The 21,139-nt window shown below is 62.2% G+C and carries 29 protein-coding genes, 1 tRNA gene and 1 pseudogene (1 of these 31 only partly in view); 16 read left to right on the forward strand and 15 right to left on the reverse strand.

Annotation, left to right across the window (positions count from 1 at the left end):
• The 3 genes from ACE4RL_RS04455 to ACE4RL_RS04465 all read left to right on the forward strand — a co-directional run.
• A protein-coding gene (locus tag ACE4RL_RS04455) for a mechanosensitive ion channel domain-containing protein (protein WP_375599320.1) crosses the window boundary here: on the forward strand, positions 1-2,014 show its 3' portion. It extends 206 nt beyond the left edge of the window; the window shows 2,014 of its 2,220 coding nt (coding positions 207-2,220); its start codon lies beyond the left edge, outside the window; it ends in the stop codon at positions 2,012-2,014.
• 131 nt (positions 2,015-2,145) lie between these two features.
• Positions 2,146-3,351, forward strand: a complete 1,206-nt coding sequence (locus ACE4RL_RS04460; protein ID WP_375599321.1) for a lytic murein transglycosylase — start codon at positions 2,146-2,148, stop codon at positions 3,349-3,351.
• A gap of 210 nt (positions 3,352-3,561) precedes the next feature.
• Positions 3,562-4,560: an alpha/beta hydrolase gene (locus tag ACE4RL_RS04465; protein WP_375599322.1), complete on the forward strand. Its 999-nt coding sequence runs from the start codon at positions 3,562-3,564 to the stop codon at positions 4,558-4,560.
• Between the two features lie 459 nt (positions 4,561-5,019).
• On the opposite strand, the gene ACE4RL_RS04470 is transcribed toward ACE4RL_RS04465, so the two are convergent.
• Positions 5,020-5,985, reverse strand: coding sequence for a LysR family transcriptional regulator (locus tag ACE4RL_RS04470; protein WP_375599323.1), 966 nt, complete (start codon positions 5,983-5,985; stop codon positions 5,020-5,022).
• A 107-nt stretch (positions 5,986-6,092) separates the two neighbouring features.
• Here ACE4RL_RS04470 and ACE4RL_RS04475 point away from each other — a divergent pair, with 107 nt between their 5' ends.
• On the forward strand, positions 6,093-6,560 hold the full coding sequence (locus tag ACE4RL_RS04475) for a cupin domain-containing protein (RefSeq protein ID WP_375599324.1): 468 nt from the start codon (positions 6,093-6,095) through the stop codon (positions 6,558-6,560).
• Positions 6,561-6,564: 4 nt separating this feature from the next.
• Entirely contained in the window at positions 6,565-7,449 is an 885-nt protein-coding gene (locus ACE4RL_RS04480; protein ID WP_375599325.1) for a glutathione S-transferase family protein, read from the forward strand.
• Here the strand turns inward: ACE4RL_RS04480 and ACE4RL_RS04485 are convergent.
• Positions 7,446-7,871: an OsmC family protein gene (locus ACE4RL_RS04485; RefSeq protein ID WP_116589854.1), complete on the reverse strand. Its 426-nt coding sequence runs from the start codon at positions 7,869-7,871 to the stop codon at positions 7,446-7,448. The two genes, ACE4RL_RS04480 and ACE4RL_RS04485, sit on opposite strands and share 4 nt — an antisense overlap.
• A gap of 121 nt (positions 7,872-7,992) precedes the next feature.
• On the opposite strand from ACE4RL_RS04485, the gene ACE4RL_RS04490 reads away from it, so the two are divergent.
• The gene (locus ACE4RL_RS04490) at positions 7,993-8,604 is read left to right on the forward strand and encodes a nucleotidyltransferase family protein (protein WP_375599326.1); all 612 of its coding nucleotides are present in this window, start codon (positions 7,993-7,995) and stop codon (positions 8,602-8,604) included.
• Between the two features lie 30 nt (positions 8,605-8,634).
• On the opposite strand, the gene ACE4RL_RS04495 is transcribed toward ACE4RL_RS04490, so the two are convergent.
• From ACE4RL_RS04495 to ACE4RL_RS04505, 3 genes are all read right to left on the reverse strand, one after another.
• The gene (locus tag ACE4RL_RS04495; RefSeq protein ID WP_116589856.1) at positions 8,635-9,048 is read right to left on the reverse strand and encodes a VOC family protein; all 414 of its coding nucleotides are present in this window, start codon (positions 9,046-9,048) and stop codon (positions 8,635-8,637) included.
• Between the two features lie 89 nt (positions 9,049-9,137).
• Positions 9,138-9,623, reverse strand: coding sequence for a bacterioferritin (gene bfr / locus ACE4RL_RS04500; RefSeq protein ID WP_375599327.1), 486 nt, complete (start codon positions 9,621-9,623; stop codon positions 9,138-9,140).
• Positions 9,589-9,900, reverse strand: coding sequence for a (2Fe-2S)-binding protein (locus ACE4RL_RS04505; protein ID WP_183311307.1), 312 nt, complete (start codon positions 9,898-9,900; stop codon positions 9,589-9,591). The genes bfr and ACE4RL_RS04505 overlap by 35 nt, the downstream gene beginning before the upstream one ends.
• A 205-nt stretch (positions 9,901-10,105) precedes the next feature.
• Here ACE4RL_RS04505 and ACE4RL_RS04510 point away from each other — a divergent pair, with 205 nt between their 5' ends.
• Complete coding sequence (locus ACE4RL_RS04510) at positions 10,106-10,939, forward strand: alpha/beta hydrolase (RefSeq protein WP_375599328.1); 834 nt, start codon at positions 10,106-10,108, stop codon at positions 10,937-10,939.
• Here the strand turns inward: ACE4RL_RS04510 and ACE4RL_RS04515 are convergent.
• Both ACE4RL_RS04515 and ACE4RL_RS04520 read right to left on the reverse strand, forming a co-directional pair.
• Positions 10,869-11,594 carry a DUF599 domain-containing protein gene (locus ACE4RL_RS04515; RefSeq protein ID WP_375599329.1) on the reverse strand — a complete coding sequence of 242 codons (726 nt, stop codon included), beginning with the start codon at positions 11,592-11,594 and terminating at the stop codon, positions 10,869-10,871. The two genes, ACE4RL_RS04510 and ACE4RL_RS04515, sit on opposite strands and share 71 nt — an antisense overlap.
• Positions 11,595-11,703: 109 nt before the next feature.
• The gene (locus ACE4RL_RS04520; protein WP_375599330.1) at positions 11,704-12,741 is read right to left on the reverse strand and encodes an aldo/keto reductase; all 1,038 of its coding nucleotides are present in this window, start codon (positions 12,739-12,741) and stop codon (positions 11,704-11,706) included.
• Positions 12,742-12,985: 244 nt separating this feature from the next.
• Here ACE4RL_RS04520 and ACE4RL_RS04525 point away from each other — a divergent pair.
• Both ACE4RL_RS04525 and ACE4RL_RS04530 read left to right on the forward strand, forming a co-directional pair.
• Positions 12,986-13,062: transfer RNA gene (locus tag ACE4RL_RS04525), tRNA-Met, on the forward strand.
• A gap of 55 nt (positions 13,063-13,117) precedes the next feature.
• Positions 13,118-13,483 (forward strand): hypothetical protein, encoded by a 366-nt coding sequence (locus ACE4RL_RS04530; RefSeq protein ID WP_375599331.1) that lies wholly within the window; start codon positions 13,118-13,120, stop codon positions 13,481-13,483.
• Between the two features lie 159 nt (positions 13,484-13,642).
• On the opposite strand, the pseudogene ACE4RL_RS04535 reads toward ACE4RL_RS04530, so the two are convergent.
• The 6 genes and pseudogenes from ACE4RL_RS04535 to ACE4RL_RS04560 all read right to left on the reverse strand — a co-directional run.
• A pseudogene (locus ACE4RL_RS04535) lies at positions 13,643-14,641 on the reverse strand (recombinase family protein); the annotation flags it as partial.
• Entirely contained in the window at positions 14,601-14,792 is a 192-nt protein-coding gene (locus tag ACE4RL_RS04540; protein ID WP_375599332.1) for a hypothetical protein, read from the reverse strand. The gene ACE4RL_RS04540 and the pseudogene ACE4RL_RS04535, both read right to left, overlap by 41 nt.
• Before the next feature lie 96 nt (positions 14,793-14,888).
• Entirely contained in the window at positions 14,889-15,101 is a 213-nt protein-coding gene (locus tag ACE4RL_RS04545) for a hypothetical protein (RefSeq protein WP_375599333.1), read from the reverse strand.
• The gene (locus ACE4RL_RS04550; RefSeq protein ID WP_375599334.1) at positions 15,101-15,691 is read right to left on the reverse strand and encodes a hypothetical protein; all 591 of its coding nucleotides are present in this window, start codon (positions 15,689-15,691) and stop codon (positions 15,101-15,103) included. Before ACE4RL_RS04550 ends, ACE4RL_RS04545 begins: the two co-directional genes overlap by 1 nt.
• Positions 15,692-15,903: 212 nt before the next feature.
• Positions 15,904-16,086 carry a hypothetical protein gene (locus ACE4RL_RS04555; RefSeq protein WP_375599335.1) on the reverse strand — a complete coding sequence of 61 codons (183 nt, stop codon included), beginning with the start codon at positions 16,084-16,086 and terminating at the stop codon, positions 15,904-15,906.
• Positions 16,086-16,535: a hypothetical protein gene (locus ACE4RL_RS04560; RefSeq protein WP_375599336.1), complete on the reverse strand. Its 450-nt coding sequence runs from the start codon at positions 16,533-16,535 to the stop codon at positions 16,086-16,088. Before ACE4RL_RS04560 ends, ACE4RL_RS04555 begins: the two co-directional genes overlap by 1 nt.
• A 202-nt stretch (positions 16,536-16,737) precedes the next feature.
• Here ACE4RL_RS04560 and ACE4RL_RS04565 point away from each other — a divergent pair, with 202 nt between their 5' ends.
• Positions 16,738-16,989, forward strand: a complete 252-nt coding sequence (locus tag ACE4RL_RS04565) for a hypothetical protein (protein WP_375599337.1) — start codon at positions 16,738-16,740, stop codon at positions 16,987-16,989.
• Here the strand turns inward: ACE4RL_RS04565 and ACE4RL_RS04570 are convergent.
• Complete coding sequence (locus tag ACE4RL_RS04570) at positions 16,986-17,633, reverse strand: S24 family peptidase (RefSeq protein ID WP_375599338.1); 648 nt, start codon at positions 17,631-17,633, stop codon at positions 16,986-16,988. The two genes, ACE4RL_RS04565 and ACE4RL_RS04570, sit on opposite strands and share 4 nt — an antisense overlap.
• A 335-nt stretch (positions 17,634-17,968) precedes the next feature.
• On the opposite strand from ACE4RL_RS04570, the gene ACE4RL_RS04575 reads away from it, so the two are divergent.
• Complete coding sequence (locus tag ACE4RL_RS04575; protein WP_375599339.1) at positions 17,969-18,136, forward strand: hypothetical protein; 168 nt, start codon at positions 17,969-17,971, stop codon at positions 18,134-18,136.
• Between the two features lie 5 nt (positions 18,137-18,141).
• On the opposite strand, the gene ACE4RL_RS04580 is transcribed toward ACE4RL_RS04575, so the two are convergent.
• On the reverse strand, positions 18,142-18,408 hold the full coding sequence (locus tag ACE4RL_RS04580) for a hypothetical protein (protein ID WP_375599340.1): 267 nt from the start codon (positions 18,406-18,408) through the stop codon (positions 18,142-18,144).
• Positions 18,409-18,470: 62 nt separating this feature from the next.
• Between ACE4RL_RS04580 and ACE4RL_RS04585 the strand changes: the two genes are divergently transcribed.
• From ACE4RL_RS04585 to ACE4RL_RS04605, 5 genes are read left to right on the forward strand one after another with little or no spacing between them, the layout of a single operon-like run.
• On the forward strand, positions 18,471-18,953 hold the full coding sequence (locus ACE4RL_RS04585) for a phage regulatory CII family protein (RefSeq protein WP_375599341.1): 483 nt from the start codon (positions 18,471-18,473) through the stop codon (positions 18,951-18,953).
• Positions 18,950-19,231: a hypothetical protein gene (locus ACE4RL_RS04590; protein WP_375599342.1), complete on the forward strand. Its 282-nt coding sequence runs from the start codon at positions 18,950-18,952 to the stop codon at positions 19,229-19,231. Before ACE4RL_RS04585 ends, ACE4RL_RS04590 begins: the two co-directional genes overlap by 4 nt.
• Entirely contained in the window at positions 19,228-20,592 is a 1,365-nt protein-coding gene (locus ACE4RL_RS04595; protein ID WP_375599343.1) for an MT-A70 family methyltransferase, read from the forward strand. Before ACE4RL_RS04590 ends, ACE4RL_RS04595 begins: the two co-directional genes overlap by 4 nt.
• Positions 20,589-20,828 carry a hypothetical protein gene (locus tag ACE4RL_RS04600; RefSeq protein WP_375599344.1) on the forward strand — a complete coding sequence of 80 codons (240 nt, stop codon included), beginning with the start codon at positions 20,589-20,591 and terminating at the stop codon, positions 20,826-20,828. Before ACE4RL_RS04595 ends, ACE4RL_RS04600 begins: the two co-directional genes overlap by 4 nt.
• Entirely contained in the window at positions 20,825-21,061 is a 237-nt protein-coding gene (locus ACE4RL_RS04605) for a helix-turn-helix domain-containing protein (RefSeq protein ID WP_375599345.1), read from the forward strand. Before ACE4RL_RS04600 ends, ACE4RL_RS04605 begins: the two co-directional genes overlap by 4 nt.
• Positions 21,062-21,139: the final 78 nt, after the last annotated feature.

A 21,139-nucleotide genomic window follows, 5' to 3' on the forward strand; every position in this document is an offset into this window, starting at 1 on the left:
GGAAAGTGCCGAGGCTGAGGAGGCCGAGAACGAAGCGGCAGATCTGAGCATTGCCCGGCAATTGGCCGAGTATACGCAGGGCATAGCCGAGGGCGCATCAAACTCGGTGCGCTCGATCGGCTTGGCGCTTGGCAATCTGCAGGCACTGTTTGGTGGCACCATGAACGCCGATGGCGAGGCGCTGCGGCAGTTTGCGATCAATATCGGGCTGCTTGTCGCGGCGCTGTTCGGCAGCTTCTTCTTGCTTCGGCTGGTCGCCAATGCCTTGGGGCGCATGATTGCCGCGCGGGTGCGTGCCCGGGGCGTGGCTGCCCGGATTACCGGCTTGCTCGGGCTGGCAGTGATCGATGTCGCCAGTATTCTGCTTGCCTGGGGGCTGGGGTATGTCCTGGCGCTCAATTTTGGCACCACTTCGCGCGGCTTTATGGGGATTAACCAGTCCCTGCTGCTCAACGCCTTCCTGGTGGTGGAGCTGATCAAGCTGGCCGTACGCATCGTGCTTGAACCGCGGTTCCCCGCGCTCCGTTTCCTGCCGGTTACGGACGGAAATGCAGCATATTGGTCCTTCTGGAGCGCTCGGGTGATTTCGTTGCTCGGCTATGCCTTCATGTTCGTGGCCCCGATGTTGAGCGGGCTGGTGTCCCGGCCGGTCGGTGGGGCGGTAGAGGTGCTGGCCATGGCGACGGCGGTAACCATCGGTATCATTATCACCCTGCAGAACAAGGATGATGTGCGTCAGTGGCTGGGTCAGATCAGCGAGCGGCGAGGCAATGACGGCTTTGGCCAAATGCTCGCGGCTATCGGCCGGTTCTGGCATCTTGTGGTGATTGCCTATCTTGTCGCGCTGCTGGTGGTGTGGTTCGCCAATCCCGATACGGCGTTGCCCTTCATGATCGCCGCCACCATGCAGTCGGTGTTTGCGGTGCTGATCGGCTCGCTCGTGGTTGGCTTCATCAGTCGCTTTGTTTCCACCGGACTCAGCCTGCCCGACGATGTCCGCCAGCGCCTGCCGCTCCTTGAGTCACGGTTGAAGTCCTTTGTGCCGGCAGTGATGCGGGTGGTGCGCTGGATCGTCATTGCAGCGGTGGTGATTGCCATCGGCCAGGCGTGGGCGCTGTTCGACTTCGCAGCTTGGATCGGCAGCGAGGATGGCCTGGCGGTTGCCGGTTCGGTGGTGTCGGCGGCGCTGATCCTGCTGGCCGCCATCGTGCTCTATGTGGTGGTCGCCTCCTGGGTCGAGTACCGGCTCAATGTCAATTTCGGCAAGGTGCCGACCTCGCGCGAAAAGACGCTGCTCAACCTGTTCAAGAATGCCTTTACCGTGGCCCTCGTGGTGTTTGGCGCCATGCTCGCCCTGGCCCAGATCGGGGTCAATATCGCTCCGTTGCTCGCCGGTGCCGGTGTGGTGGGTCTGGCCATCGGTTTTGGTGCCCAAAAGCTCGTGCAGGACATCATCACCGGCATCTTCATTCAGTTTGAAAACATCATGAATGAGGGTGACGTCGTGACCGTGGGCAGCTGGTCTGGCGTAGTCGAGAAGCTGACGATCCGGTCGGTGACCATTCGTGATCTCTCCGGCACGGTGCATCTGGTTCCCTTCTCTTCGGTCGACCAGGTCAGCAATATGATGCGCGGCTTCTCCTACCATGTGGCTGAAATCGGGGTGGCCTATGACAGCAATATCGACGCGGTAAAGGCGGCGATGCACGAGGCGTTCGATCGGCTGATGCAGACCGAGCACAAGGACGAGATCCTCGACGATCTGGATATGCAGGGCATCACGGCCTTCGGCGATTCGGCCATTACGGTGCGGGCGCGCATCAAGACCCTGCCCGGTAAGCAATGGGGCGTGGGGCGGCGATATAATGAATTCGTCAAGCTGGTGTTTGCCGAGCAGAGCATCGAAATTCCCTATCCGCACGTGACCTATGTGCCCGCTGGGGGCAGTGGGGCGTCCAAATCGCCACCCCCGGCCGGTCGTCTCGAAGACCAGAGCGAGGACAGCGCTGACTGACATTGATGTGATCGGCGGGGCGGCTTTGCCTTAAGGTCATCTTAATCGGGTGCGTTAATGCTTTGATACGCGCGCCCGGCACGGCCGGTGCGTTCGTGACTTCCTGTTACCGCGTATGCACGAGGCCCGAGATGATCCGATCCGGTGGTTCTTCCAATTTTCTTCGCCTGCTGATGGGCGCTGTTCTGGCCGGTCTGGCCCTGGCCGGTCCGGCTCAGGCCAATAGCGCCAGCTTTGTGCGCGATCTCTGGCCAGAGGCGGAGCGGGCCGGGGTCAGCCGCCAGGCATTCGAGGCCGCCTTCGCCGGTTACAACCCGATCCCGCAGGTGATCGAGCTGACGCGCAAGCAGCCTGAATTCACCCAGACGGTGCAGCAATATATCGACAAGCGCGTCACGGCCGCTCAGGCCGCAAAGGGTCAAGCCATGCGCGGAGAATGGGCGCAGACGCTGGCCGGGGCGCAGCAGCGCTATGGCGTGCAGCCCGAGATCGTGTTGGCGATCTGGGGGATGGAGACCAATTTCGGCGGCTTCATGGGCGGCAACAACACCATCCATGCTTTGGCCACGCTGACCGAAAGCGGCTATCGCGCCAATTTCTTCCGCTCCGAACTGGTGACGGCGCTGCGCATCGTATCGGACGGCCATGTGTCGCCCAAAGCCATGGTCGGCTCCTGGGCAGGGGCGATGGGGCATACCCAGTTCATGCCCTCGAGCTTCATGCGCTATGCGGTCGACTATAATGGCGACGGACGCAAGGACATCTGGAATTCGGTGCCCGACGCGCTTGGCTCGACGGCCAATTACCTCAAGAGCTTCGACTGGCGGCCGGGCGAGACCTGGGGCTATGAGGTCAAGCTGCCACAGGGATTCAATTTCGCGGCAGCGCGGGAGATGGGCAAGGCGCCACTGAGCCAGTGGCAGGCCATGGGCATCAGCCGCGTTTCGGGCAACGCTTTTCCGCGTCCGGGCGATATGGCCCGGCTCTATTTGCCGGCGGGCGCCAGCGGGCCGGCGTTTTTGCTGCTGCCCAATTTCGATGTGATCAAGCGCTACAACAATTCGGACAGCTATGCCCTGGCCGTGGGGCATCTGGCCGATCGCATCCTGGGTGGCGGTCCCTTCGTGACACCCTGGCCGAGTGGGGATTATGCGCTCAACACGGCGCAGCGGGCCGAATTGCAGACCCTGCTCAATCGCACCGGGTTCAATGTCGGGACTGCCGACGGCGTGTTGGGCCCCAAGACCCGCGCCGGGGTGATTGCCTATCAACAGGCGCGCGGTCTGCCGGCCGACGGGCATATTTCAGGGTTGCTGCTTGAGCGGTTGAAGCGTTGATGGTGTTGTTAACGAGCTGTTAACAATCTGCGCGCAATCTCGTTGGCGCTTAAGTAGAGGGCAGGCCAGCGAACCAAATGGGACGCGCCTGCCCTCGCCCATTTCCGCTCTGCGTTGATCACAAGATTGGCACAAGAAGCCGCCACAATATTTCCGGCTTCCTGGTGCACACCCTGACTTCGCCTTTCCTCCAGACCTGATTGATTTTCGATGCCCTTGCCTCGCTCCCTGTTGGCCGCCCTGACTATGCTGGTCCTGCTGCTGCCCCATGCCGCCCATGCGGTTTCAATCATGGATCCGTTCAATGTCCCGCTGGCCATGGATGGAGGCACCGCCAAGGTGGGCAATGGGATCGCCTATGCCGATGGGGCGCGGGCCAAGCTCGATGTCTACGCGCCCGAACAGCGGGGCGAGCCGGCGCCGGTGGTGTTCTTCATCTATGGCGGCGGCTGGAGCCGTGGGGAGCGGGGCGAATATGAGTTTGCCGGACGGGCCCTGGCCTCGCGCGGCTTTGTCACCGTGATTGCCGATTACCGGCTCTATCCGGAGGTGCGCTACCCTGATTTTCTCGAGGATGGCGCGCGCGCGCTGCGCTGGGTGCAGGACAATATCGCCAATTATGGGGGCGATCCGAACCGGCTGTTTCTGGCCGGACATTCTGCCGGCGCCTATAATGCGGTGATGCAGGCGCTCGACCCCTCGTTCCGCGCCGAATATGGCGTCACCATGCCGATCCTGGCGGTTGCGGCGCTGTCGGGACCCTATGACTTCTACCCATTCGAGTATGGCGAAGTGCGCGATGTGTTTGGCCAAGCGCCCAATCCGCAGGGCACCCAACCGATCAATCTGATTACGGCCGAGGCGCCGCCGATGTATCTGGCCACCGGCACGACCGACCCGATCGTGCGGGTGCAGAACACCGAGCGGTTTGCCGAGCGGCTGCGGGCGCGGGGCGTCTGGGTGACCACGCAATATTACGAGGGCTTCGGGCATATGGAGCCGGTTTTGGCCATGGGCGCGATGTGGCGCTGGCGCATGCCGGTGCTGGACGACATGGTGGGCTTTTTCCAGCGCTTCGGCGCCTTCCCCAGCGGCGTGCCCTATCTGGCCGTGGCACCCGAGCCGCCGCAAATGCTGCCCGACTCGGTGGCGCCGATCGACCAGATTGTCAGCGAGCTCAATGCGATGTTCCAGCCCATCGAAGATTAGGTCTTTGCCTGCGAGCCCGGCTGGCGCGAAACCACCCCGGCGCGGCGGCATGCAAAAGCGCCGCCTCGCCTCTCGGCTATCGGTTGCACGGTAACGAACGGCCAGCGGCCCAGAAAGATGAACGTTCAAGTGATAGAGCCACTGGCCGTTCGTCACGGAAACACGGATTTTCCACGGGTCCGGATTCAGGCGGTACCGTTCTTGCAGGTCCGGCTGCCGAGCTTCTACCCGCGTAAAGAGGCGCCCCTCTTCCCGGCCTCCCCGCCCGGCCCTGCGTCGGGGCCGCGTGTATGGCGGGGATGGGTGAAGGATAGCGGAGGAATTTGGGGCGGGGATATCTTCTCTTAAGGGAGAAGATGCCGACCCCGTTCTGGCCGATTGGGCGAAGCGAGATCTGCGGCGCAAGCAGACACTGGGCAGGCCGGTCGGGGTGCGCCGGAGCGAATGGCCTGTCGGCGGTCAGGACATCTTCATTCCGTCTCGTTGGGCCCGTGCAAGATCTGGATCGAGTTTGGCAAGGATGGAGAATACGGCATTGCGAAGCCATCGGTGCTGTGGTGTCCGTTCGTCCCGTCTATGCCAGGCACCAATGATCAAGGGTGGGTCAATCGGCATGGGCGGCTCGAACCATGACAGCCCGTAGTGATCTCCCAACCGTTCCACCAGTTGCCGCGGAATGAGAGCAATAAGATCGCTTTCGCTCACCGCCCTGCAGACCCCGGAGAAAACTGGCACGGTTATCGCGACGGTGCGTGTTCGACCAACCTTGGCCAATGCTGCATCGCCCATGGCTTTCGTGTTGCCTTCGGGAGAGAACAGGACGTGTGGTAGCCGGCAGAACAGGTCCAGTGGGAAAACATCGCCCTGATTGAGCCCCTCTATATGCGGGTTGTCCTGGCGGGCGATGGCGACAAAGGGGGATCGGAACAGATCCTGGCGCGACACAAATTTGGGCAGGGGCGCATCGGGGATCAGAACCAAGTCGGCGCTGCTGCGATCGAGGCTTTCAATGTAGTTCTGGGGCACCAGGTCAACCAGTTGAGCCCTGATGCCGGGCGCCTTGCCATGCAGTAGGTCTGCCAGTGCCGGGATGAGCATTTCGGCAAAAAAGTCGCTCGCTGCGATCTTGAAATTTCCCTCCGCCGTTGCCGGATCGAAGGTCGCCGGAGCCTGAAGCAGTTGCGCCAGGCCATCCAGTTGCTCGGCCAGGTCATGCCTGATCGTTTCGGCATAGGCAGTGGGCACCAGCCGGTTGCCGTGCCGGATCAGCAAGTCATCGTCCAGGGCGTGACGCAACCGGTTGAGGGCATTGGAGACTGCCGATTGCGAGATGCCGAGCCGGGCCCCCGCCCTGACGGTAGAGCCTTCGCGGAACAATGCGTCCAGAACACGGAGCAGATTGAGGTCAAGCGTGGCGAAATTCATGCTGGTGATATCCTCTATCGCAGATATCCGTTTGCCCTATGTAGTTCCGCCCAGTAGCCTTGAGTCAACGAAAGCGCTTTCGTTTCGGCCTGACACAGGAGGAAGCGATGTTGACAGAGGATCGGGTCGACCAGCCCGCACCCCACACGCCGGCACCGGAGACGGAATGGCTGGGCGTGATCTACAAGACCATCCTGAGCACGGCGGACACGCAAGGCGCGATGGCCATTGTCGATAGCGTGTCCCCGGTGGACAGCGGTCCCCCGTTGCACGTGCATCACGCCGAAGATGAAGTCTTCGTTATCCTGAGCGGAGCGTGCAGGGTATGGCTCGATGGGCAGGAAAGCGAAGTGCGCACTGGCCAGAGTGTCTTCATCCCGCGCGGCAAGGAGCACACTTTCAAGGTGATCGGGACCGAGCCATGCCGGCATCTGATCATTCTGACTCCAGGTGGATTTGAGGGCTTCTTCGCCGAGATGGGGCAGGGCCAATTCCAGATTCCCCAAGACATGCCGGCGATCGAAGAATCCGCAGCACGGCACAACCTGACCTTTACCGGACCTCCCCTGGATTAGCGCCATGTTCGACAGGCCCATAGTCTATCACATCCCCGTCTGCCCCTTTTCGCAACGGCTCGAAATCCTGTTGTCGCTGAGGGGGCAGACCAGCGCTGTCGATTTTCGGGTCGTCGACATTACAGTGCCTCGGCCCGCGGATCTGCTGAGGAAAACCCGCGGGTCGACGACACTGCCAGTGCTTGAAACGCCGGATGGCCGGATCATCAAGGAAAGCCTGGTCATTCTGCGTTATCTCGATGAAACACTGGCCGGGACGCCATTGCGTCGGGAAGATCCCGTCGAACACGCCATTGAGTCCATGCTGATCGCCAAGGAAGGCGGCCTCACCAGCGCAGGCTATCTATTCCTTATGAACCAGGACGAAGAAAAGCGGGCTACCAAGCTCGAGACGCTGCTCGCGCAGTTTCGCGCGCTGGACGACTTTCTTGTCGAGCATTGTCCGGACAGCCGATTTCTATTCGACCGGTTCGGCCTGGCGGAGGCGGTCTTCGCTCCGATTTTCCAGCGTTTCTGGTTCCTGGATTACTATGAGGGATTTTCCCTGCCGGACGAGGCAGGCTATCGCCGGGTCAAGGCATGGTTGGACGCATGCAGGGACCATCCCGCCAGTCAGCAGGTCAGCGAAGAAGCCATCGTCAAGCTCTACTACGACTATGCTTTAGGCGCGGGAAATGGCGGCCTGGTCGCGGGAAGAGCGACATCCAGCTTCGCCTTCGAGCCGCGCTGGCAGGACCGCCCTTGGCCGCCGCGGTCAAAATATGGGAAAGCGGCAACCGACGCCGAGCTTGGCCTGGTCGGCAAGCAGCGCGGCGTCTGGTTGGCATGGCGCAGAATGCCCGGCTTACGGCCGGGCCAACTGATCGGCGCAGCGCGCCCGCGCCCTTAGTCCAGTTTCGCCTCGAGGGTGATGTCGATGGCGCCCAGGGCTTTGGAGACCGGGCAATTGACCTTGGCTTTTTCGGCCAGTTCCTGGAATTTGGCCTCGTCAATGTCCGGCACGGTGCCGACCAGGGTCAGCGCGCTGCCGGTGATGCCGGTGCCGGGGACGAGGGTGACCGCCGCCTCGACCTTGAGATTGGTCGCGGGGGTGCCGTTTTCGGCGAGAAAATGGGCCAGTTGCATGGCAAAGCATCCTGAATGGGCCGCCGCGATCAGTTCTTCCGGGTTTGTGCCCGACTGGCCGGTCTCATCAACGAAGCGGCCCTTATGGGTATAGGGCAGCGCCTGGAGCGCGCCGCTCAGGGTGTCCAGAGTGCCTGACCCCTCGGTCAGTGACTTCGTCCAGTTGGCGGTGGCCGTGCGCTTCATTGTGCTCTCCTCGAAATTGCATGCATGGGCTTCAACACGGGGCAAAGCCTAGCAGTTGCAATGGCGAAACTAAAGTTGCCATCGTGTAGGCCGGGGCGTGGATTCGGGACAGGTTTTTGGCATGGCGCATCATCTTGAATATGCCGGGGCCGCGCCAGAAACGCAGCGGGGCGTGCTGGCCGAGATCATTCGCGGCCAGCCGCATCTGATGGCAATTCTGAAAGGCATGGCTGCACTGGACCTGCCCGATCCGCTGCTGGGGTCGGGGGCGATCTACAATACGGTCTGGAATGTGCTGACCGGACGGCCGGTGCTCACGGGCATCAATGATGCCGACGTGGTCTATTTTGACGGAAGCGATCTCAGTTACGAGGCTGAAGACAGGATGATCCGGCGCGTGGAGCATCACTTCCGCGACCTGCCGATCCCGGTTCAGGTGCGCAACCAGGCGCGGGTGCATTTGTGGTTTCCCGAGCGATTTGGCATGGCCTACCCGCAATTGCGCTCGAGCGCCGAGATGATGCGGTATTTTGCGACCAGGACGCATGCGGTGGCGGCGCGGCTTGAGCCGGGTGGCGAGCTTTCGATCCATGCGCCGTTTGGGCTCGATGACATGTTTTCATTTCGCGTGACGCCCAATCCGGCCCTGCCGAACCGGGAAACGCATGAGCGCAAGGCGGAGAGGGCCAAGGCGATCTGGCCCGAATTGCGCGTTGTGCCGTGGCCGACCTGACAGGCGTGCGGCTCCACCAGGGCGGATAGGTCAGGGCGTCGGTTCGATGACCACGGAAGGCGCAGAGCGGGTGTTGGGGCCGTGGAAGACGGCTTCGATATTGTTGCCATCGGGGTCGAGGACGAAGCAGGCGTAGTAGCCGGGATGATAATGGCGCTCGCCGGGCGCACCATTGTCGCGGCCGCCAGCGGCCAGGGCAGCCTTGTAGAAGGCGTCGACAGTGGCGCGATCCCTGGCCTGGAAAGCCAGGTGGATATGGCTGGGCGTGGCGCGGGCATCGAGCCCATCGACGAAGAGTTCATCGACCTGAAACCAGCCTTCGCCGCGCGCGGTGATGGGGATGCCCAGAACCGCAAGGGATTTCTCATAGAAGAGGCGGGCGGCGGCGACATTGCGGGCCCGCAAATGGACATGGTCGATCAGCCGGCCGGTGTGAAACTGCATGGGAAAAGACCTCTCGGGCTGCGCAAATGAAAACCGCCCGGATCATGCCCGAGCGGTTTGTCATTGTCTGGCAGGAAAATGGGCAAGGCCTATTCGGCGTCGTCGGCCGGGGCGGAATTGAGCTGGCCGTATTTTTCCGGGCCGATCTTGTCGAGCAATTCAAGCTGGGTTTCGAGAAAGTCGATATGGCCTTCCTCGTCGGCCAGCAGCTCCTCGAACAGGTTCTTGGAAACGTAATCGCCCAATTGTTCGCACAGTTCGCGGCTGGCCTTATAAGCTGTGCGTGCGTCATATTCGCCGGCGAGATCGGCCTCGAGCACTTCCTTGATGGACTGGCCGATGCGCAGGGGCGCAACGCGCTGCAGGTTGGGGTGGCCTTCAAGGAAGATGATGCGCTCGATCAGCTTGTCGGCGTGGTGCATCTCTTCGATAGATTCGGCGCGTTCCTTAGACGCCAGGCGCTTATAGCCCCAATCATCCAGCAGGCGGTAATGCACCCAATACTGGTTGACTGCGCCGAGCTCGAGGAAAAGGGCCTCGTTAAGCCGCTCGATGACTTGTGCTTCGCCTTTCACGACGTACTCCGTTCCGTTGCTTTTTGAGCTTTTCCAGCCCCGACTGGAGTTCGACCAGTTCGGCAGGCTGATGGGCTTGCTGTGCGTGATAATTTTCGGTGACGCGGACGATAATGTCCACCACATTCGGGACACAGCCGGAGCATTTCGCACGACGGTTGAGCTCTGCATAGACCTTTGCCGGCACGACCAGCTGCCACGGATCGGCCTTGAGGAGGTCGAGCACAATGTCCTCGATCTCCTTGCTGGTAATCATGTTGCACTGGCAGACAAGCATGGCGGGGCTATATCAGGTTCTCAACGGGCGGGAATAAACGCCGCTCATTCCTGAATGTCAACGTCATAAATTGCCGCGCGGCTTTACTTTGCCCGCATGGCAGCGGACAGAGCGCGGAACGAAACTCATTGGGCGCTGACACGTAATTAATGGACCTCGTCTCAGGAGCAGACCGATCCAATTCGCAGATATCATCAGCGCACTGGTGCCCAAGGACGGTTCCTCGCGGCGCATCGCACAGGGCCTCTCCTATGGGGCAGGGCCGCGCCGAAAACTCGATCTTTACCGGCCGCGCCATCGGGGCGATGCGCCCTTGCCGGTTGTGGTGTTTTTTTATGGTGGCGCCTGGAATTCGGGGAGCCGCACTCATTACGGGTTTGCCGCAAGGGCGCTGGCGGCATTGGGATATCTCGTCGTGGTGCCGGACTATCGGCTGTTGCCGGAAATCGAATATCCCGCATTTCTTGAAGATTGCGCGGCGGCGGTGGGCTGGGTCAGCGACAATGCTGCCAGTTATGGTGGCGATCCAGAGCGCCTGGTGCTGGCCGGGCATTCAGCCGGGGCTTACAATGCCGCTTGCCTGGCGCTCGATCCGCGCTGGCTGGCACCGACGCAGCGCGCGGCGGTCGTGGGTGTGATCGGGCTGTCCGGACCCTACGACTTCTATCCCTTTGACGGGCCGATTTCACAGCGCGTGTTCGGCCAGGCCGATAATCCGCGCCAGACGCAGCCGATCCATCATGTCGGGGCCGATGCCGCGCCCAAACTGCTGATTACCGGTGGAGGGGATGATCTGGTGCTGCCGCGCAACAGCGTCAATCTGAGTGCTGCGTTGGAGCGGGCCGGCGTGCACAGTAGGCTGCGGCTTTACCCGCGCCTCGGCCACGCCGGGACCTTGTTGTGCCTCAGCCTGCCCTTGCGCTGGATGGCGCCGGTTCTGAAAGATTGCCGCGCCTTTCTGGCGGACGTCACAAATCGCGGGATGGGGCCGGGCGATCCGAGCGCGGGGGAGCATCGCGCCGCAACCGCGCGGCAATGAGCGAGGCAGAGGCGGCCGTGCGGTGTGCCGAGGAAAAGAATTCGCGATGCGCCAGGATCAGCACGGTGACCAGGCATACGGCAATCGCCAGCCACTCGGAGACAAACCAGGCAACGGTGGCGACGGAGAAATAATAGGCGCGGATGCCGGAATTGAAATTGCGCGCGCCCAGCCCGTTCATCTGGGCGATGGCGTCGATTTCCTCTTCGGTGGCGTCGCGATCATGTTCGAGGGCGCCGAGCATGATGCAGAAATGGTTGAACTGGCGCAGCGACAGGGTGAAGGCGAAAAAGGCCATGACGAACATGGCGAGCATGACGCCGAGATGGATCTGTACGTCGAGCACCGAATAGGTGCGCTCGAGCGAGAGGGAATCGAGTGCCTGCATCAGGGTAGGGAGCTGGCCAAAGACGGCAAAGACCGCCAGCACCAGCAGCACCGAGGTGGAGGCGAGAAAGCTCACCGAGCCCATGATATTGCCCGACAAAATGGCGTCGAAGGGGCTTTCGCGCCGGGTGGCATTGGCGACCCAGCGGCGGCGCTGCATGTTCATGATGACGGAAAGCGAGGGGCGCGCCCGCTCGATCAGCGGCACGATGATATTGTACGCCAGATAGGCCAGTAGCGGAAAAACCGAGGTGAAGAGGGTCGTCAAGGGCTGGCTCCGGCGCTGGGCTGATCGGGCCCGACTATAGCGCCACCACCCGCCTGCACCAGACCGGAAACAGAAAATGGGCCGGACGAACCGGCCCATTCGGTGTTCATTAGAGCGGGCGCGGAAAGCGCCGGTGGGTGGCGTCGATATCGGCCAGCACTTCTGGCGACAGGGTTACGTCAACCGCGCCGAGCACCTGGGTGAGCTGCTCGGTGCTGGTGGCCCCGATAATGGTCGAGGTGATGAAGGGCCGGGTGCGGCAGAAGGCAATGGCCATTTGCACGGGGTCGAGGCCATGGCGCGCGGCGACCTCGTGATAGGCATGGGTGGCGGCGTCGGACTGTTCGTTGAGGCGCCAAAACCCCTTCTGATAGTCCTTGCGGCTGCCCTTGGGGGTCGCGCCATCGAAATACTTGCCCGAAAGCATGCCACCGGCCAGCGGCGAATAGGCCAGCAGGCCCACGTCTTCGTGATGGCTCAATTCAGCCATGTCGTGATCGAAGATGCGGCGGATCAGGCTATATTCGTTCTGCACGGACACGGCGCGGGGCAGGCCCTTTTCCTCGGCCAGGCGCACCCATTGGGCCAGGCCCCAGGTGGTTTCGTTGGAAAGGCCGAAATGGCGAATCTTGCCCTCACGGACCAGATCGCCCATGGCGCTGAGCACGTCTTCCATATTGGCCAGGGCGTCGGCCGTGTCCTGCTTTTCGGGGGCATAGCGCCAGTAACCATCGAAATTATAGTGGCCGCGGCTGGGCCAGTGGATCTGATAGAGATCGACATAGTCGGTCTTGAGGCGCTTGAGGCTACCCTCGATCGCTTCGCGCACCGAGGCCGCGTCCGGCCGGCGGCCATTGCGGATATGGGCATTACCGCCCCCAACGATCTTGGTGGCCAGCACCCATTTGTCGCGGTCGCCATTGGCGGCAAACCAGTTGCCGATGATTTCCTCGGTGCGGCCGCTGGTCTCCGGGCTGCCGGGTACGGCATAAACTTCGGCGGTGTCCATGAAATTGATGCCGGCGTCGCGCGCCATGGCGATCTGGGCATGGCCCTCGGCCTCGGTGTTCTGGCTTCCCCAGGTCATGGTGCCCAGGCAGATATCGGTGACCGAAACGTCTGTGCGGCCGAGCTTTTTCAAGTTCATATGTGGTGTTCCCCGAGACCTTTGGCGTGAATCGCGGCGGACCCTAAACCAGGCGGCACTGGTATGGAAGATGTTCAGCGGCATTTGCCGATGAATAGGCTTTTCCACAGGGCCAGGGACGGCAATCGGGCGTATTTGCTGGCGGCGTCAAAAAAGCGTCACGGAAAGCGCTGGAGGGGGTTGAGGTCTGCCGGTTCACCCCCTATATAGCCCTCACACCGCGCCGCAAGGCTCGGGTGTTTGACGCGGGATGGAGCAGCCCGGTAGCTCGTCAGGCTCATAACCTGAAGGTCGCAGGTTCAAATCCTGCTCCCGCAACCATCGCACCCCTAAATGCAGCTGCATTTAGGGGTGTTTCCTTTTTCCGGACCAGCAATTGGGCAAGCAGGCCATGGACTTCGATGTCCACGGGCTGGCGCGGGCCTTTGGGTGTGATGATGACCTTGTCGATCATGGCGCGCAGGGCTTCGAAGATGGTGTCGCGGGGCTGTCCCTCGCGGATGCCATTGAGGTGGCTGCGCAGCTCGGTGATGAGCTGGCGGTAGCGATCGGCGGCAGCCGGATGCAGGACGACAGGTTCGTCGTCTCCATCCAGGCAGGCGGCCTGTTCGCGCAGTTGCTGCCGCTCGGCCTCGAGGCCGCGCAGGCGATCGAGCAGGGCATCGGTAACGCGCCCAGCCACAACCAGGTCGACAAGGCCGTCAATCTGCTTGTCGAGATCTGCCAGCCGTTGGCTCAGTGACTTGCGCTGGCTCGTCTTGGTCGCGGCCAGTTCGCGCCGTTTGGCGTGATAGCGCGCGAGGTAGGCAGCGATCATGTCCGGATCGGCCAGATAGGTGTCGAGCGCCTCGAGCACCCGCTCTTCGACATGAACGCGCGTGATGGTGCGATTGTTGTCGCAGTCGCCGCGTTCGCGATGGCCGGCGCAGCCGATGCGGTCATTGCCCATGACGGTGTAGCTGGCGCCACAGCAGCCACACTTGGTAAGGCCGGACAGAAAATGGCGGGGCTTTGCCGCGACCGGCCCATGCGCCACCGTGCGCTCGGCCTTGCGGGCCAAAGCCATGCCGAACACGGTACGATCGACGATGACCAGGTGAGGCGCTTCGCTCGTCTGCCATTCCGATTCCGGATTGAGCCGAGAGACGCGCTTACCGGTTGCGGGATCTTTGACGAAGCGTTGCCGGTTCCAGACGATTTCCCCGATATAGAGGCGGTTCTGCAGGATGCCATTGGCCCGCGACTTGGAGCCATTGAGCGTCGATGAATTCCATTTGCCTCCGCGCGGCCCGGGCACGCCCTCGGCGTTGAGCGCGGCAGCGATCTGGCGAGGGGTCTGCCCGGCGACATAGTCGGCGAAGATGCGGCGCACGACGCTGGCCTCGCGCTCGTGAACTTCGTGTTGGCCAGGCTTGCCCGGTACCGCCCGATAGCCATAGGACAGGCCGCCACCCGAAGCGCCGGCGGCGACCCGGGCCGAGAGGCCGCGGCGCGTCTTGTTGCCCAGCTCGGTCAGGAATATCTCGGACATGAGGCCCTTGAGACCCGCATGCATGGCGGTGACCGTGCCGTCGCTGACGGTCATGATCCTGACGCCAAGGAAGGTGAGTTCGTCGCGGATCCTGTGCAGATCGGCCTGCTTGCGCGCAAGGCGATCGAGGTCCTCGCAGACCAGAACGTCGAAGCGCTTTTCGCGGGCCATGCGCAACATGCCATTGAGGCGCGGCCGGTTAAGTGCGCTCGCCCCGGAGACTGCCTCGTCGGCAAAGCTGGCGACAACAAACAGTCCCTGGCGTTCGGCCCAGGCCTCGCACCAGGCGATCTGGTCTTCGCAGGATCGTTCGTTCTGCAGATCGGAGCTAAAGCGGGCGTAGATCGCGGCGCGGGTCATAGACTTCATCCTGTCCGGTCTCCGCCAGATGGTCCTCAATGGCCTGCTGTTCCGCCAAGGCCTCCACAAAAGCGAGCAGGGCAGCCCGCGCGGCATCATGCTGCGGCGCAGGTGGCTTTGCTGTCAATCTGGGGGAGCTGGTGGTTGCGGGCCTGGGCATGGCGTCAGTGCCCGCCCTTCCAATGCTGGATGACGGCGCCCACGACACCGGCGACGACCAGAAGGGCGCCAAAGAAGAAATCGGGAGGCAGCGCGGTCATTGACGTTTCTCCCGCAGGCTTGCGCGGGTGACAAACTCGACATCCGATAGGGAAAGACCCATGTCGATGCGCACTGCCATCATCGCCCGATCAACGGTCGAGATGAACTTGGGCGTCTCACTCTCCAGCATGACGCCTCGGCGCGCGTAGAGAAACTTGCCGTCCTTAAGGCGTCGAACAGCGATGTCCGAACCAAGTTTCTCTGACATCACGCGGCCCCCTTCCCAAACCGCCGCAAGGCGCCCTCGAGGGCGAGGCGGAATTGTTCTTCCACCTTGGGGGTGGCGATGAACTTGACCCGGGTGGAGAGCGGCGGGGCCTTGGGCGTGAAGTCGGGATGCCGGCCCTTGACGATGTCGCGATATTCCGTTGCCAGGGCGATCTGATCGGCGTTGTGCACATCGGCGAAGATGGCCGAGTTTGGCTTGGGCAGGCCAAAGGCGGGAAAGATCGCCTGGAACAGGATGGTCTTTTCAAGCGCCATGATGTCGGCGCCGGCATCGGCAATCCAGAGTTTCAGCGGCGTTGGGATATCGCCGATATAGGCCTCTGCCGCGTCGTGCAACAGGGCATAGACGCGGGACTGCGGCAGCTTGCAGGCCAAGGCCGTGAGCAGGCTGTGCTGGGCCACGGTATAGGTGACCGGTTCGACATTGCCGCCCCAGCGATTGGTGCGGCTGAGACTGTGGACGATGTCGTCGAGGCTGACCATGTCCGGACGCGGATCGACAAAGTCGAAAGCGAGCCCGGATGGCATGGCCTTCCAGAACGGCGAGCGGCTGGGGAGCATGACGTTCATCAGCGTATTCCCATCATCAGTGCGGCAAGGGCCAGGACGCCGGCGCAGAGCTGGCCAGCGTCGGAATTGAGGAAGTCGGCGGCGCGCTCAAGCATTGGCGTGCTCCTGGGCAACATGCGCCTTGAGGCCCTTATCGCCACGCAGTTGCTTTTTGCAGTGCGGGCAGACGGTGTGGGCGCCGGAGCGGCTGCGCTTTTTGGTGCGGGGCGCCATCACGCCACCTCGCGGCGTTGCGGCGGGCGACCGGGATCGTCCGATCGGTGACGGAAATAGCCAAGAGCCCCTTCCTCGGCCGCGCTGGCGATCAGATCCTCGATCTTGCGGCCGGTTTCGCCGGCGATGCGCAGCAGGCGGCGCTCGGCGATCGGGTCGAGATAGACAGCATAGGTGCCCATCAGTGCGCTCCCTTGGGGTCTGCATGGCAGAAGGTGAGGGCGGCGCGGGCCCGGGCGCGGTGGAAGAGCAGGTCGAGCTGCTGCTTGGAAATGCCGCGCGCCTGGCAGTCGGCAATCAGGAACTTTGTATCGGGCAGGTTGTCGACGATGATGTCGGCGATATCGCGCTCGACCTCGGCCAGCGACTTGACCGGGCTGGCGTGGATGTCGCGGTCCTCGCGCTTTTTCAGGCGGGCAGCGGCGATGGTCGAGGCGTTGCCCGCATGGGCCTCGATGTCGGCTGCAGTAAAGCCCAGCCGATTGAGATCGTCCTTGGTGGTGACCCGCCCGGCCTCGGCATCGTCGACATAGACATCGGCTATCCGCTTGGCGACGGAGCGCGGCGGCTCGGCCATCATGGCCGTGAGGTCGGCGAACATGGCGCCGGTGGTTGGTTCGGTGCGTGGCATTGCGCCCTCCAGTGGTGAAACTGGGGCGATAATGATGCGATAAAAATACCGCGTCAATAGTGCGCGATAAATTTACCGCAAAGGCTCTTGCTTGGCGATTGCGCTTATCCACAACGTCAAATTGGAATCATTTCGTTCTTGCTATGTTCTTATTTTCGGAGTCACGATGAGAAAGGGTTAGGCGAAAGCAAGGAGAAGGTTCATGCCCACCTACTACGGAGTGCAGGGTTATAGGAAAGGCCAGCGTGGCGCGCTATTGGAGGACCAGCCTGTCGTGGTCAAAGACGAGGCAGCGGCGCTGCGGAAGGCTGAGGTCCTGGCGAAGAGCAGGTGCGGAGTGGTGGCGTTTGTCAGAGAGGTCGATGCATTCGACGACTATTCCGAGCCGCGGTTCCTCGCCGTCCATGGTGAAGTGCCGGAACACATCGCAGACGCGGCTTACATACCGTACTAGCGTCGGTTGTACTTGCCTACAACTCGGTGGCAGATGGGCCATTCCTGCCTATAGACGTTGAAGGTCTTGGCGGGCCGGAATTGTTCCAGGTGCCATGTTTCGTCGTTAAAGCCATTGAGTTGCTTGATCATACACTCCGCCTCCGCGTGGGGCGGGGTGTGAAAAAGTACCACGTCAGTGTCCCTAGCTGGAGGGAGCCGGGGGTGCACGAGAGCGGTCTCCCCTGGTTTGTATGCGGGGATCATCGATTCCCCTACGATATAGACCCCATACCCATCCCGGACATGTTCAAGGATGGTTGGTCGCTTCACATAGTCGATCGGGTCAAATGTAATTACGACATGACCCTCTCCGCCCATGGCGGCCGGATAGACCGGTAGGCTCCGATCATCTGTCACTAGGCTGCGACCCGGCAGGATCTCTGCCTTGAACGCGCCTTCCCCACCATGAAGAAGCCATGCCTCTGACACGCCCAGCACAGACGCGAGGCGTGCCAGGTTTTCGCCTCTTGGGGATTTAGATTTTCCGCGAAGAATGTTCAGCACGAAAGCTTCGCTTAGGCCGGCCTCAAGGGATGCGCCTCGAGCGGTCTTTTGGAGTTCCGTAAGTTTCGTCTGGACCCTGTCAGGGAGAGTTTCTGTCATTGCGGTAATCTAACCGCACACAATGGAAAACAAGAGCTGTATATTTACCGTTGACGAGTGCGGTAAATATACAGTACCCATTTGTGCATGATGACGCTCAAAGCCCAACTGCTCACTGTCTCTGAGACCTTCGCGGCAAGCACCAGCCTGAGCGAGTCTCGCATCTCGACGATGGTTTTCAATGACGGAAAAGTCCTGGCCCGGCTTAGGGGTGGGGCTGACGTGACGACGGGTAGGTTCGAGCGTGCCATGGAGTGGTTCGCTGGCAACTGGCCCAGCCAAGTTGATTGGCCGGCAGGAGTGAGCCGTCCGACGGCGGTCGAAGAGGTCACCCCATGACCCGCGCTCGGCCGATGTCCAAATCCGACCGTGCGGCTCTGTCCGACGCGCTGCGCCATATGCGTGGTGCCGGCATCCGCCAGACTGACCTGGCGCAAGTCGCCGGAGCAAAGGTAAGGCTGACCTATGACAAGATCGCCGTGCGCAAGGCGGTGCGGTCATGACCGTTTCAGCCCTTCCTGTGAATGCGCCTGGACGCGAGTGCGTCGGTATTGGACTTGTCCCCCAAGCCCTCACCGGTATCGACGCCCTCTCGCCCCGGCGTAAGGGGCATTGCGTCGGGGGCCTCCTGACTGGCCGGGCTGCTTTCTCCTCCCTCGATCGGTTCGCAGTCGGGCCGATTGCTGGCAGCCCGGCGCTCTTTCACTTCCCGCAAGGCCTCGATGGCCTGGCGAAGGGAGGTGCTGGGGCGATAGTTGGGAAAGCGTCTGTTCATGCGCCCATTACTCGCGCGGAGCGCGAAGCCTGTCACGGCGCGCCGGTGGGGAGGGCTGCGCCATGATCGGCCGTCAGCTCCCAGCCAATGACTATGCCGCGCTCAAGGCCGCCACGCGCCAGTTGATCAGCCATGCCGGCGGCGCCGTTGCCGCCTCGGCCGTGACGCGGGGCGGGCATCAGAATATCGGCCGCTATGGATCGGCCCAGCCCGATGATGGCGAGCGCTTCATGCCCGCCGATGTCATCGCGGATCTCGAAAGCGAATGCGGCCAGCCGGTGCTGACCCGCGCCCTGGCCAAGATGGCCGGGCATGTCCTGGTGCCGGAGCCGCGCGTCACCCGCTCGGGCACGGCGCTGGGCACGGTGACGGCCGGCGCCCTGAAAGAAACCAGCGAAGTCTTTGTCTCGCTCGCCGATGGGCTGAGCGACGGCGTGCTGTCGCCCAGCGACGTGCAGCGCATCGAGAAGGATATCGACGACGCCATCGTCAAATTGCTGGCCCTGCGCCTGCAGGTGCAGGCAGAAGCGGAGGTTGCGGAATGAGCAGCTGGGCGCGCATCGGCGCAAAATGCATGTGCATCGCCGAAAACGGCAGCTGGGTGCCGGTCGGACACAGTGACAGACCTGCGCCTGACTTCCCGGCCTTTGGCGACGTGTTCGTCATCGCCGAGGTGCTGGAGCGGCCGAGCGGTGTGTTCCTCGGCTTTGCAGAATTCGCCGAAGCAAGTTTCAGCATCAGGTGCTTTGCGCCTGTGGTCGAGCAGCCGAACGACGTCGCGCTGTTCACCCATCATCTCGACCTGGCGGGAGAGATGGCATGACCCAGCTCGCCGTCTATGAACATGCCAAGGAAGCCCTGGCCGCTGCCGTCAAGTTCGACGAAGTCACGCAAATCCACAGTGCTGCACAAAAGGCCGAGGCCTATGCGCGCATCGCCAAGGACCGGAAGCTGCAGGCCGACGCGGCCGAGATCGTCGCCCGGGCCGAACGCAAGTTGGGCATCATGCTGCGCGCAGCCAAGGATGAAGGCCTGCTCAGCAAAGGCGGGCGGCCAACCAACAGCAATCTGAGCGAACCGGAAACCGGTACCGGTGATGAACCGGTTTTCGACAATACGCCCTTCACGCTCGCCGAGGTGGGCGTCGACAAGAAGCTCTCCAGCCGCGCCCAGAAGGCAGCGGCGCTGGATGATGAGGGTTTTGAGGTTGTCGTCTCCCAGGCGCGCGACAGGATCCTTTCCAGCGATGCGGTTGTCATCAACACGGCCAGGGACGTCTCGGCGGCTGGCAAGAAGGCCGCACGGGCGCAACGCGAGGCCGAGCTGGGAAAGAAACAAATCGCCCTTCCAGTCGCCAAATTCGGCGTGATCTATGCCGATCCGGAATGGAAGTTCAAAGCCTACTCCGACGAAACCGGAATGGACCGGGCTGCTGACAATCACTATCCGACTTCGGACCTTGAGACGATCAAGCGCCGCGATGTCGGCTCGCTCGCCGCCGATGACAGCATTTGCTGGCTCTGGGTCACGGTGCCGATGTTGCTTGAGGGCATTGAGGTCCTCAAGGCCTGGGGCTTTACCTACAAGTCGCACCTGGTTTGGAACAAGGACCGGATCGGGACCGGCTACTGGTTCCGCAACAGGCACGAGCTGCTGCTCATCGGCACGCGCGGCAAGATCCCGGCGCCGGCGATGGGCGATCAGTTTCCCTCGGTGATCGACGCTCCCGTCGGCGAACATTCGGCGAAGCCCGAAAAGTTTTATGAAATCATCGAAGCCTATTTCCCGACGCTGCCCAAGATCGAGCTCAATGCGCGCCAGGCGCGCGAGGGCTGGGTGCGATGGGGCTATGAGGCTCCGGACGAGAATACCCCAGAGGGGTCCGGCACGGCTCGCGAGGCCTCCGGCGGTCAACCTCTCCCCGATGCTAACGCTGGCGAAGGGGACATTGGAGGCCTGCAACACGGGACACAGTCCGCCCCTCACCCCCTTCTTGCCCGCGAAGAGCAGGATGCCATCATCCGCGATGGCTATGCCGCCAATCGGCCATTGGCCGAGCTGGAAGCTGAAACCGGCCTGACTGCCAACGTGATCAAGGGTCGTGCACGCCGCATGAAGCTTTCCAGTCGGGACCGGCAACGTGCGGCCGTGGCCGAGGCGAACAAGCATCGGGGACAGTTATGAGGCGCGCCCCGCAATATCATTCGCCGCTGATCCATCCGCGCGCTCAACTCGACCCCTCCGGCGATCATCGCCTGCTGGTCGAGACCGATGGCGGGCTGGTCATCGCCGATTATGACGCTGGCCAGGTGCAGCAGCTCGAGGAAGCGATCGCGCAATTCAAGCGGCTGACCGTCCATGTCGATGGCGGGCCGGATTTTCACAATCGCCGCTTCGTGCCGCTGGAGGTGAACCGATGAGCGGTGAGCTGACCCGGGCGGAGAAGAAACTCTATGCGATCTTGGAGGATGGCGAGTTCCATACAGCCAATGACTTGGCCGTCAACGGGCTCGGAAAGCGCTTTACCAGTGAAACGCTGATCCCGACTCACATCAATCGCATCCGAAAGAAGCTCGGCCCTGATTTTCTTATCGAGCGCCCACGCCAAGGAAAGGGTTATCGCCTGGTGCGCAACGGGGAGGGTGAACGGTGAAAACCATCGAAACCCGCATGGCAGTTGGGGGGGGGGGGGGGGGGCTGTCCCGATCCGCAGCAACCGCCACACTTGTGC

This window comes from Devosia polycyclovorans (genome assembly GCF_042181575.1).
GTDB classification, from domain to species: Bacteria; Pseudomonadota; Alphaproteobacteria; order Rhizobiales; family Devosiaceae; genus Devosia; species Devosia polycyclovorans.